Below are 13,319 nucleotides of genomic sequence, written 5' to 3'. Positions count from 1 at the left end.
TTTAGATTTGTGAATGTGAATTAAATCTTAACAAAACTTTAAATAATTTAATACATAAACGTTAAAATTTTGCTGAAAAAACAATAATTTTTTTTGTATTGAAAAATAAAGCAATGTAATTGATTCTCAATTAAATCTAACGAATCTAAACCTTATGAGAAAAGCAGTTATACCTGTTCTGTTCGTTTTTTCAATTTCTGCGAATGCACAGGAGAAAAAATCAGCCGACACTACGAAGACAAACAGTATTGAGGAGGTCGTAGTCACCTCTTTGGGGATAAAAAGGCAGGCCCGCTCTTTGACGTATTCCAGTCAGCAGATTGGTGGAGATGAGCTTACTGAAGTGAAAACTCCCAATCTATTAAATTCGATCAATGGAAAAGTTTCCAATGTACAGATCAACAGAACCAATGGTGTAGGTAGCTCCGTAAGGGTGATCATGAGGGGTAATAAGTCTGTATCAAACAGCCAGCCCTTATATGTAGTGGATGGAATTCCCATTATCAATGGAACAGGAAAATCTGCAGATATAAGCCAGTATTCCAATATGCCGGATCCGGGAGATGTACTGAGTTCTATCAACCCTGATGATATTGAGAGCATCAACTTCCTGAAGGGAGCATCAGCATCAGCATTATATGGTTCAGCAGGTGGAAACGGAGCTATTTTGATTACCACAAGAAAAGGAAAAATAGGTAAGAGTTCTATCGCTTATAGCACAAGTTTAACCGTAGAAAGAGCTTACAGTTTACCAAAACTGCAGCATAGCTATTTATCTTATGATCCATCTGTACCTACTCAATCTCCAGGAAATAATATCGAGAGCTGGGGAGCAAAAGGAAGTTCGAAGGACTACCTTAAAGATTTTCTGCAAACCGGAACTACATGGGTAAACAGTCTTTCTTTCCAGTCAGGAAACGAAAAATCAACCAACTATTTTTCTATTGGGAATACTACCAATAAAGGGGTGATTCCAATGTCTTATTTTGATCAGTATAATATTTCTTTCAGGAATTCAAGTAAGTTTTTGGATGATAAACTGACATTGGATGCGAACTTCATTGGTTCCTTACAGGACAGTAAAAACAGACAGACTCCGGGAGCATCTTTCTCTCCTTTAGCAAGTTTATACTGGCTGCCGAGAGGGGTAGATTTTGATCAATATGGAGAGGATAACTATTCTTTCATCGATAAAAAGAGACTTTTGCCTGGTCAGAATTGGTGGGAGGTAAATCAGGACGGAAGCTTCAAAGGAAACCCGGAAACCCAAAACCCATATTGGATTTTAAATAAAAACCAGGTTACCGTTAAAAATAAAAATGCATACAGTGCGGTTTCATTATCTTATGAGATCAATCCATGGTTGACTGCACGAGTAAGAGGTAACTATAGCTGGAATAGCTCAGACAGTCAGCGTGATATTTCTGCTTATTCAGCGCCTAGTTTACTGGCTGTGAAAGAAGGGGTTAATGGAAGAATGCTTAAAAACATATATGAGAATTCCTCTACCTATGGTGATGTTTTGTTGATTGGGAGTCCAAAATTAAGCGAATCAATTTCCTTAGACTTTACAGTGGGGGGAAGTGTGAATACGACAAGTAATAAAGTAACGCAGGTGGATAATGCTTATTTGTCCATTCCTAATTTGTTTACAATAAATAACCTGCAGTGGAATGTAGACCGAAGTCCCGGTGATGGATATCATAATATCTACTGGAACCTGAAAAAACAGGTGCGTTCAGTCTTTGCAAGTGCTTCAGTAGGCTATAAGAATATGTTTTATGTAGATATGACCTTTAGAAATGACTGGGATTCTACTCTGGCATTAACAGGAAGAAGCGGATTTGATTATGAGTCTGTAGGAGCCAATGCGATCTTATCTTCTATCTTTAAACTTCCGGAAGTGATTAATTTCTGGAAAGTAAGAGGTTCTTATGCAACTGTCGGATTGGGATTGCCAGCTAATATTTCTAATGCGATGGTAGCCTATTATAATGCGTACTCTTATGGAGTAGACGCAGGAAATATAGTATATCCAAAAAGTTCATTCGTTACCAGCCGACCAGACCTTATTCCTCGCCCGGAACTTAATAAAACTTTTGAGGCAGGAACTGAGTTGAGAATGTTTAGCAATAGATTAAATTTTGATCTTACTTATTATAACTCTAATGCCAGCAATCAGCTGTTGGAGACTACTATAGGCTCTAACTTTGGAGGAATTCCATCAGGTTCATATTATATTAACGCGGGGAAAATACGCAACACAGGTTTTGAAGCCTCTTTATCATACAAAGTTTTCGGTACAGAACAATTTGGATGGACAACTACAGTAAATGCTTCAGCCAACAAAAATACAATTGTTGAATTATTTCCATCAAGCTTACCTATATCAGAAAACCAACTTTTCTCATTAACAGGTGGTGGAGATTTTACAAAACTGAGACTGGGAGGATCTTTTGGAGATCTTTATGGAGTTAAATTCAAAAGAGATGACCAGGGACGTGTTTTAGTAGATGAAAATGGAGTTCCATTAGGTACTACAGGTGATCCTCAATATTTGGGTAATCCAAACCCTAAGTTTATTATAGGTTTTAATAACTCTTTTAATATTGGAAAACTGGGAATATCTTTCCTTATCGATGGTAAATTCGGAGGTAAAGTATTGTCTCTTACCGAAAAAGCAAACGATTTATATGGAGTAAGCCAGGCGACTGCTGATGCAAGAGATGCTGGTGGAGTGTCTATTCCAAATGCGGTATATGCTCCGGGGACACCTCTGGCAGGACAGGCTTATAATGGAGTTACTGATGCAAAAGCATATTATAAAAGAACAGGTGGTGCCGGTGGTATCGGGACAGGAATTGATGAGGCTTATCTGTACAGTGCAACAACGGTACGTTTACGTCAGGCATCCATCTCCTATAGCTTTAATATCCAATCAAAATATATGAGAAATGCAACGGTAAGTTTAGTAGGAACTAATTTGTTTTTCTTCTATAAAAAAGCACCATTTGATCCGGAACAAGTATCCGGAAATACACCTGGTGGGGTTGGGGTAGATTCATTTGGACTGCCGGTTACCCGATCAATAGGACTCTCATTAAAGGCTAACTTCTAATTTTACGAAAATGAAATTCAATAATATTAAAACACTGGTATTCGGCGCAGTAGTCTTGATGACTGCTACCGGATGCGGTGATCTAGATCAGTATAATCAGGAAAAACTAGGAAATCCTGAAAACATGTATGCGGATTACAACGCGGTTGTTAACCCTTTAAAATCCCTGCAAAGAGGTCTTCAATCAGATTATCAGCTGTATCCCAATCTAAGTGCGGATATGTTTAGTGGGATGTTCAGCACCGCAAGCCAGTTTAATGGTGGGAAGAACAATACAACCTATTTTATGATGGATGGGTGGAACAATAGGATTATCGCAAGACAACAGGATATTTTCAATTATTCTATCATCATCGATAATGCCGCTAAAAACTTCTATCCGGGAATAGATTTTACAGGAACATTTGCCGTTAAAAAGATCTTAAAGGTAATCACAGCGGCAAGAGTATCAGACAATCACGGTCCGGTAGTATACAGTAAATATGAAACACCCAATGCCAACGGGGTAACCGATTTTGATTCTCAGCAAGAAGCATATCAAAACTTTATCAATGACCTTACTGTGGCTATTACAGATTTGCAAAAAATACAGAATATGCCTGCTACCGGAAATGAAGGTGATAAAGCAGCCTTAAAAAGAGCAGACCTGGTGTACGGTGGAAATATGGCACAATGGGCAAAACTGGCTAATTCATTAAAGTTGAGGTTAGCGATGAGAATGAGCTATGCCGATCCGGTAAAATCAAAACAATATGCAGAAGAGGCATTGGCTTCATCTGCAGGATTGATTACGGATAATGCAGATAACGCTTTGATAAGTGTAGGACAATCAGAATTGAGTTTTATCATTTACTCATGGGGAGACTGTTTGATAGGAGCACCTTTGATGGCTTACATGAACGGATATAATGACCCAAGACTTCCGGCATATGCTATTCCGGCAGCTGACCCAAGTCTTCAGGGAAAATATATAGGAATACGCCAAGGCATTGATTTGTTAAATGGTAAATCAACGTACGGTGGATTCTCTCAGCCACAGGCAAAATCTGCAGCGGGAGATTATTTCTCCGGTACTGATGGTAAAATGAAATTATTTACTGCAGCAGAAACCTGGTTCCTGAAAGCGGAAGCAGCTTTGAGGGGATATGCAGGAGCAGGAGATATTCAAACCAACTATACGACAGGAGTTCAGCAGTCTTTCGGAGAATGGGGGAAAAGTGCCAATGTTGCTACTTATCTTGCTGATACAACTTCTACAGAAGCTCCTTATGTGGATCCAAAAAATGCAGACAATAATGTAGCTTTAGGAAACCCTCAATTAAGTACGATCACTATTGCATGGAATAATGGTGATACCAACGAAAGAAAATTAGAAAGAATTATTACCCAAAAATGGCTTTCCCTGTATCCAAACGGACCGGAAGCGTGGGCTGAGCAGAGAAGAACAGGATATCCGGTTCTTTTCAAAGTAAGAAAAAATGATAGTGGCGGAGCAATCAGTACAGAAGGAATGATCAGAAGAATTCCTTTCACTGTTGATACCAAAACTTCATTATACAATTATCAGCAAGCCGCACAAATGCTTAACGGAGCGGATACCGGAGGCACAAAGCTGTGGTGGGATAAGAAATAATAAATAATCAGAATCACTCATTAATAAAGAGGCATCTCAAAATCAGATTTTTATTTGATATGTTCATGAAGGCAGGAGAGTAAAATCTCCAAAAAATTTATAGTTTCGTTTTTAGCCTGAATGATCTTTTGAGATGTTCTCTTTTATTTAGAATTTTATTTTCAAATATGGGAAAAAACAACTCCGGAACCCGTCGGATTCAGCCAATTCTCTGGATTTCCACATTATACTTTGCAATGGGTGTTCCCTTTGTAACCATTAATGCGGTTTCAGGAATTATGTATAAAGATATGGGAGTTTCGGATTCGAAGATCACATTCTGGACAGCCCTTATCCTGTTCTCCTGGACATTGAAGCCTCTTTGGAGTCCTTTTTTAGAAATCTATAAAACCAAAAAATTCTTTGTCGTTTTTACCCAGTTTGCCATAGGAATTCTGTTTGCTCTGATTGCACTAAGTCTGCCTTTGCATGACTTTTTCAAATACAGTATTGCTCTTTTTGCAGTCGTTGCATTTTGTGGGGCAACGCATGATGTAGTAGCAGACGGAACTTATATTGGTTTTCTTACCAATAAAGAACAGGCGAAATATATTGGCTGGCAAGGTGCTTTTTACAATCTGGCCAAGATTATCAGCAGTGGAGCATTGGTTTACTTTGCGGGATTTTTAGAAAAAACAAAAGGAGTTACCCATGCCTGGATGATTATCATGATCATCTATGCATTATTATTTTTTGTATTGGGTATTTATCATTATTTGATTCTGCCTAAAGAAAACAAAGAAGAACAGAAAAAAGAGAAAACAGCAGGAAATATTCGTAAAGAACTACTGGAAGTTATTACTTCTTTCTTTACCAAAAAGAATATTCTATGGTCTATACTTTTCATTATTCTGTATCGTTTTGCAGAAGGATTCGCAATCAAAATAGCGCCCTTGTTTTTTAAAGCGCCCAGAACTTCTGGAGGATTAGGACTTTCCACATCGGATATAGGACTTGTCTATGGAACGTATGGTTCTGCGGCATTTATCTTAGGCTCTGTGCTGGCAGGATATTTTATCTCAGCCCGTGGATTGAAAAAATCTTTGATATGGCTGTGCTGTGCATTCAATATTCCGTTTGTGGTCTATGCATTGTTGGCTCACTATCAACCAGATACTCTTTTACCGGTAGGAATTGCCGTGGTCGTAGAATATTTCGGCTATGGATTTGGTTTTGTAGGGTTAATGCTCTACATGATGCAGCAGATTGCTCCCGGAAAACACAAAACGGCCCATTACGCATTTGCCACAGGTATTATGAACCTTGGAGTGATGATTCCCGGAATGTTCAGTGGAATGATCAGTGACTGGATCGGATATAAGATGTTCTTTATCTGGGTCCTGGTTGCTACAATTCCGGCATTTTTGGTGACTTTATTCGTCCCTTTCCCTTATTCAGAAAATCAAAAAGAACAACAAATCAGTTAGTAATAATTTAAAATAAAAAGTAAAAAATACTTTATGACAGCTCAATCAGTAATGATCCCTTGGCAGGATCGCCCGGAAGGTTGCAATGATATCATGTGGAGGTTTTCCGAAAACCCGATCATTAACAGATACGCGATACCAACATCCAACAGTATATTCAACAGTGCGGTGATCCCTTTTGAAGATGGTTTTGCCGGAGTGTTCCGTTGTGATAATAAAGCCGTACAGATGAATATTTTTGCTGGATTCAGTAAAGATGGAATCAATTGGGACATCAATCATGACCCTATTGAAATGCAGGCAGGAAATACCGATATGATTGAATCCGATTACAAATATGATCCACGTGTTACTTTTATAGAAGACCGTTATTGGATCACTTGGTGCAACGGATACAATGGACCTACCATCGGAATTGGGTATACATTTGATTTTAAAGAATTTTTTCAGTGTGAAAATGCTTTTCTTCCCTTCAACAGAAACGGAGTTTTGTTCCCTGAAAAAATTAATGGTAAATATGCCATGTTGAGCCGTCCGAGTGATAACGGACATACGCCTTTCGGAGATATTTATATCAGCTACAGCCCTGATATGAAGTATTGGGGAGAACACCGCTGTGTGATGAAAGTAACGCCTTTTGAAGACAGTGCGTGGCAGTGTACAAAGATTGGAGGTGGGCCTGTTCCTATCAAAACAGAAGAAGGATGGCTGCTTTTCTATCATGGAGTGATCAATACCTGCAGAGGATTCAGATATTCAATGGGAGCAGCTTTGCTTGATCTTGAAGATCCTACCAAAGTATTGTACAGAACGAAGCCTTATCTGTTGGCTCCGGCCGAATCGTATGAACTGACAGGAGATGTACCCAATGTAGTCTTCCCTTGTGCAGCATTGACGGAAGGAGATAAAGTAACAGTATATTACGGTGCTGCTGATACCGTGGTTGCTATTGCCTTTGGATATATCTCAGAAATTATTGATTTTATGAAAAAGAATTCAATTTAATACAGTAATATAAAGTTTAGGAAAATAGGTCAACCATCTTAATTTTTTCCCGTTTTCTGGGAATTTTATAATGGTTTTCCTATTTTTAAACCAACTTTTAAACAAAAAAATCTCCGATACCTCTCTTATCATGAAAAAAGAACTGCTTATCTGCCTTTTTACAACCCTGATTTCTGTAGCCAATGCACAGCAAAATAAAAATGACGTCCTATCCTGGGTAGATCCTTTCATAGGCACAGGAGGGCATGGGCATACATTTCCGGGGGCAACTACGCCATTCGGGATGATACAGCTGAGTCCGGATCAGAATACTAAAAGTGGTGACTGGGACTGGTGTTCCGGATATCATTACAGCAGTAAGACGATTATGGGATTCAGTCATAATCACCTTAGCGGAACAGGTTGGGCAGATCTTGGAGATATTCTGGTAATGCCTACGGTGGGACAGGTAAAAATGGTTCCCGGATCAGAGGAAGCCCCTGAAACAGGTTACCGTTCAAAATTCAGTCATGATAAAGAAGTTGCGTCTCCCGGATATTATTCCGTAATGCTGGACAGCTATGGAATCAAAGCAGAGCTTACCACTTCTCCAAGAGTCGGATTTCATAAATATACTTTCCCAAAAAGTGAAGAGGCCAATATCATCATTGACCCAACTAATAAAATCTTCGGAAATATCTACCACACTTTGGTGAGTGTAGAAGGCAATAATAAAATCAAAGGGTACTGCTACAGCAATGGCTGGGGAGGTAAACGGTTTGCTTACTTCGTGATGGAGTTTTCCAAACCGTTTAAGTCTTACGGCGTTTATGCTGACGGGAAAATTAAAAATGATGAAAAAATTGCTCTTGCTAAGGATGCAAAAGCCTTTGTAAGATTCTCAACAGAAGACCAGGAAAGTATTGAAGTAAAAGTATCTTTATCTCCGGTGAGCACAGAAAATGCACAGGAAAATTTTGATACGGAAGCAAAAAATATAGATTTTGCAAAAGCGAAAGAAACAGCACAAAAGACATGGAGAGATCTGATCGGCAGATTCCAGGTGACAGGAGGAACCGACAGTCAGAGAAAAATTTTCTACACAGGAGTTTATCATACTTTCATTGCGCCTAACCTTTATATGGACGTCAATGGAGATTATGTTGCCGCTCAGGAAAACATGAATACTAAATGGTTCACCAACTACAGTACTTATTCTTACTGGGACGGTTTCAGAGCGACTCACCCGCTGTTAACCATAATGGATCAGAAACATACTAAAGAATTTGCCAACTCTCTGATCAGCAGATATACGGATCGTAAAGACCACATGCCAATCTGGGAATTGTGTGGATATGATAATTTCTGTATGCTTGGATATCACAGTGCTTCGGTAATCTGGGATGCCATTTCCAAAGGAGTTCCGGGTATTGATGGAGAAAAAGCATTTGCTGCAATGAAGGATGCTTCTTTAACAGATAAAATGAGCAGCAGCGATGGAGGCGGAGGTCTTAATGATTATATCAAATTAGGCTACACCCCATCAGAAAACGGAGCTTCAGTTTCTGCAACACTGGAATATTCATATGATGACTGGTGTATTCAGCAGCTTGCAGAAAAATTAGGAAAAAAAGAAGAAGCAGAAGTATATAAAAAACGTTCTATGAACTTCCTGAATACCTTCAACAAAGAAAATAACCATTTCTGGCCAAGACAGAAAGACGGAAAATTCTTAGCAGACTTCACCCTTAACGACTGGAAGAAATTGCAGCCACACTGGGTTTCAGGAAATATCTGGGCCTATGATTTCTTTGTGCCACATCAGATCGACGAAATGATGAATCTATACGGTGGGAAAAAAGGATTTGAAGAAAAACTGGATAAAACCTTTACAGAGGCTCTGCATATGGAAGGGGAACAGCACGTAGACATCTCAGGATTTATCGGATCTTTAGGATTTGGAGATGAACCTGGACATCATGTTCCCTACCTGTACAATTATGCAGGAAGCCCATACAAGACTCAAAAAATGGTAAAATATATCCGCGACAATATGTACGCAGCCAAACCTGACGGAATCGTTAATAACGAAGACTGCGGGCAAATGTCAGCATGGTATATTTTCTCTTCATTAGGATTCTATCCTGTGACACCGGGGAAACCAGTTTATGCCATCGGAGCTCCACAATTCCCGAAAGCTTCTTTGCAACTGGAAAACGGAAAAACCTTTACGGTGATCGCAGATAAAATATCCGATAAGAATATCTACGTACAGAAAATGTTCCTGAACGGAAAAGAATACAAAAGCTGGGAACTGAACCACAGCGATATCATGAACGGTGGCGAGCTGAGATTCGTAATGGGAAGCAAACCGGTAAAATAAGACTCATAAAAATAAACGAAACAAAAGTATCAATGGAAAGGAGAAATTTTATTAAAACAAGTGCACTGGCAGGAGCCGGATTGCTGTTTACTCAGAATGTTTTTGCTAAAAATTTAGTGCTGGACGATTTTCCTGTTGTCCGTGTTCCTAAAGATAAAAGACATTTTACCAGCGAATCCGTAGAAAGTGCTATTGCAGCGTTTAAAAAGAAAGTAAAAAACAAAGAGCTAAGCTGGCTCTTTGAAAACTGCTTCCCGAATACATTAGATACTACTGTTTACTATACAGAAACCGGCGGAACACCGGATACATATGTGATCACTGGGGATATTGATGCGATGTGGCTTCGTGACAGTTCCGCACAGGTTTTTCCTTATCTGCAGTTCTCGAAAAAAGATGAAAAACTGCATAAGCTGATCTCAGGAGTGATCCATAAACAGACCACTTTCATTCTAAAAGATCCATATGCTAACGCTTTCTACAACGATGATCAGAAGATCAGTAAATGGAAAGAATACGATCATACCGATATGAAACCGGGAACCCATGAAAGAAAATGGGAAATTGACTCTCTTTGCTATCCTATCCGTCTGGCATACCACTTCTGGAAAACAACAGGAGATACAAAACCTTTCGATGCCAACTGGTTGAAAGGGATTAAACTTACCCTGCAGACTTTTACAGAACAGCAGAGAAAACATGATCTTGGACCTTACAAATTTGAGCGTACAACGGCCTGGGCTACAGATGGTGTTCCTATGGGAGGATATGGTTATCCGACAAAACCGGTGGGATTGATCAGCTCTATGTTCCGCCCAAGTGATGATGCTACCATCTATGGATTCCTGATCCCTTCCAACTTATTTGCGGTAGTAAGCTTACGTCAGGCTGCAGAAATGGTTTCACAAATTAAAAATGAAAAAACATTGGCTCAACAACTGAACAGCCTTGCTGATGAGGTAGAAGCAGCCATCAAAAAATACGGAATTTACAATCATCCTGAATTTGGAAAAATATACGCTTTTGAAGTAAATGGCTTTGGAAGTTATAACCTGATGGATGATGCAAACTGTCCTAGTTTACTGGGATTACCTTATCTGGATGCGGTGAAAGCAGATGACCCTGTTTACTTGAATACAAGAAAATTTGTGTGGTCAGAAAACAACCCGTTCTTCTTCAAAGGTAAGCTGGCAGAGGGGATAGGTGGTCCACATATCGGACTGGACATGATCTGGCCAATGAGTATCATTATGAAGGCTCTCACTACAAAAGACAAAAGTGAGATCAAATGGAGCATAGATACCTTACAGAAAACGCACGGCGGGACAGGCTTTATGCATGAATCCTTCCATAAAGACAATGACAAGAAATTCACCAGAGAATGGTTTGCATGGTCGAATACCTTATTTGGCGAATTGTTATGGAAAACCTTTAACGAAAACCCTGAGCTACTGACATAGCCCTCCCTTTTATATGGTTTATTCATCTGAGGTGCTTTCTCTAAAAAGAAAGTATCAGGGGAATGCTATATCAAAATCAAACACCAAAAACACCTTAAAAAAATTATACAATGAAAAAAAAATCCATCTTTACCGCGCTGATGGCAGTGATGCTTCAGTCAGGTTCTCTGATTAATGCACAACAGCTTAATCCTACAGGAATATGCTATGTGGAAGTGAACAACAACAACCTCCTGAATGCAGGAGCGTACAAACTGCAGACATCGAACAGCTACCTGTTCAGTGTGGTGAATATTTTTGCGGCTAATATTAATTATGATACCAGCCGTGGAAGAGCGTATCTGTATTCCAATAACAACGTTACCAAGGTTCTTACCAATGCAGATACCTACATAAAGCCGCTTCAGCAAAAGGGAATGAAAGTAGTACTGACTATTTTGGGAAATCACCAGGGAGCAGGAATCTGTAACTTTCCTACCCGTGAAGCCGCAAAAGACTTTGCATTACAGCTTGCCAATACAGTGAATACCTATGGTCTTGATGGAATTGATTTTGATGATGAATATTCAGAATATGGAAAGAACGGAACGGGACAGCCTAATGACAGCTCATTTGTCATGCTTGTTCAGGAGCTAAGAGCATTATTACCGAATAAAATTATTTCATTCTATTATTACGGAGATGCCGCTTCAAGACTTTCCTGGAACGGAGCCAGAGTAGGAGATAATGTTAACTACAGCTGGAATGCGATGTACGGAACATTCTCTGCTCCAAATGTTCCCCCTCTTACCAAAGCACAAATCTCTCCGGCAGCCGTATGGATGGGAAATACTTCCAATTCTACAACGACCAGTCTGGCTACTCAGACTAAAAATGGAGGCTATGGCGTGTTCATGTGGTATGATTTGCATGGAACTAATGAAACGTCACAACTTTCTGCAGGAACTCAGACATTGTACGGAGAGCAGACTGTTTTAAGCGGAACTCTACAATCGTGGACACAAGGGACCAATTGTGATGCTCCTATCGGATTATACACTAGCAATCTTACAGGAACAAGTGCAAAACTGAACTGGTCAGCAGTAGGAACCAATACTTATGATATTGATTATAAACCAGCTTCTTCAACAACATGGACGAATGCCGTGTCAGCAACGGGTTCTACTTCTGTTACAGTTTCCGGCTTAACAGCCAATACCGAATACGACTGGAGAATCAGAACCAATTGCAGCGTGAAAAGTGCCTATATGTTTGCCCCAAGATTTAAAAGCACTTCAGGAACAACACCTACAGGATCTTACGCATTATCTCTGGATGGAACCAGTGAATCTGGAGCTGCCGGAAATCTTACACTGAGCGGATCTGCATTGTCTTTTGAAGGATGGATCAAACCTTCGTCATTCAAATCAGCGTCTCCTTATATTTCTTCTATCATGGGAACAGAAGTAAGCGACAGCAATTCTGCATTCTTACGATTGGGAGATGCCGGCCTGGCGAATAATAAATTACAGTTTGTAGTAAGTATTAATAATGTACAGCAAAAACTGGCTTCTGCAACTGCCTTGAATGCCAATACATGGTATCATGTAGCAGCTACCTATGATGGAGCCAATATGAAATTGTACATCAACGGAGCTCTGGATGCAACTAAAGCGCAGACCGGAAGTGTGAATTCAACAGGCGCATTCAATGTAGGATATTTATATAACACGTCAAGAAACTTCAATGGGAAAGTAGATGAGGTAAGAGTTTGGAAACGGGCTTTGAGTCAGACGGAAATCAGTCAGAATATGTGTAATGTATCCGTTCCGGCTACTTCGCTGACTGCTTATTGGAAGTTTAATGAAGGAAGTGGTTCTTCTGTTCAGGATACCTCAGGAAACGGAGTGACTTTAACGTTAACGGGTGTTGATGCTTCCAATTGGGGAACAGATGTACCATGTACAACAGGAAGTTCAGCATCGGCAAGAACCGGGGGAAGTCAAAAAGCTATAGGCGGAGGACAGGTAAGTATTAAAAATCAAATAAAATTATACCCTAATCCGGCAAGCAAATCTTCATCATTGACCGTTTCTGTTCCGGATGAATACAGCAAAGGGAAATTAACGGTTTATGATTTTAATGGAAGAATTATAGACACAAAATCACTGAATTCCGGAGATAATCAATATGAATTGACCAAACTTTCAGCAGGAAATTATATCGTGCAGTTTGAATCTCATGATGGAAGCCTAAAACAATCCGAAAAACTAATTGTAAAATAATAACCTCAGTC

General features: G+C 39.6%; 7 protein-coding genes. All 7 read left to right on the top strand.

The genetic code is table 11. From position 1 onward, the window contains the following. Positions 1 to 154 precede the first annotated feature (154 nt). The 7 genes from C1634_RS01580 to C1634_RS01550 all read left to right on the top strand — a co-directional run bounded on the left by C1634_RS01580 (position 155) and on the right by C1634_RS01550 (position 13,308). On the top strand, positions 155 to 3,118 hold the full coding sequence (locus tag C1634_RS01580; RefSeq protein WP_103231117.1) for a SusC/RagA family TonB-linked outer membrane protein: 2,964 nt from the start codon (positions 155 to 157) through the stop codon (positions 3,116 to 3,118). A 10-nt stretch (positions 3,119 to 3,128) separates the two neighbouring features. Further along, positions 3,129 to 4,751 (top strand): SusD/RagB family nutrient-binding outer membrane lipoprotein, encoded by a 1,623-nt coding sequence (locus C1634_RS01575; RefSeq protein WP_103231116.1) that lies wholly within the window; start codon positions 3,129 to 3,131, stop codon positions 4,749 to 4,751. Between the two features lie 167 nt (positions 4,752 to 4,918). Continuing rightward, entirely contained in the window at positions 4,919 to 6,217 is a 1,299-nt protein-coding gene (locus tag C1634_RS01570) for an MFS transporter (protein ID WP_103231115.1), read from the top strand. Positions 6,218 to 6,250: 33 nt separating this feature from the next. Then, a complete protein-coding gene (locus C1634_RS01565; RefSeq protein WP_103231114.1) occupies positions 6,251 to 7,222 on the top strand; it encodes a glycoside hydrolase family 130 protein in 972 nt (323 codons plus the stop codon). A 130-nt stretch (positions 7,223 to 7,352) separates the two neighbouring features. After that, entirely contained in the window at positions 7,353 to 9,584 is a 2,232-nt protein-coding gene (locus C1634_RS01560; protein ID WP_109737809.1) for a GH92 family glycosyl hydrolase, read from the top strand. Between the two features lie 32 nt (positions 9,585 to 9,616). Continuing rightward, entirely contained in the window at positions 9,617 to 11,044 is a 1,428-nt protein-coding gene (locus tag C1634_RS01555) for a glycoside hydrolase family 125 protein (RefSeq protein WP_103231112.1), read from the top strand. A 110-nt stretch (positions 11,045 to 11,154) separates the two neighbouring features. Further along, positions 11,155 to 13,308, top strand: a complete 2,154-nt coding sequence (locus C1634_RS01550) for an endo-beta-N-acetylglucosaminidase H (RefSeq protein WP_103231111.1) — start codon at positions 11,155 to 11,157, stop codon at positions 13,306 to 13,308. Positions 13,309 to 13,319: the final 11 nt, after the last annotated feature.

It is taken from the genome of Chryseobacterium viscerum, from assembly GCF_002899945.2.
In the GTDB taxonomy this organism is placed as follows: domain Bacteria; phylum Bacteroidota; class Bacteroidia; order Flavobacteriales; family Weeksellaceae; genus Chryseobacterium; species Chryseobacterium viscerum.
The sequence above is the reverse complement of the archived record's forward strand: the minus strand, read 5'-3'. Positions and strand labels throughout refer to the sequence as shown.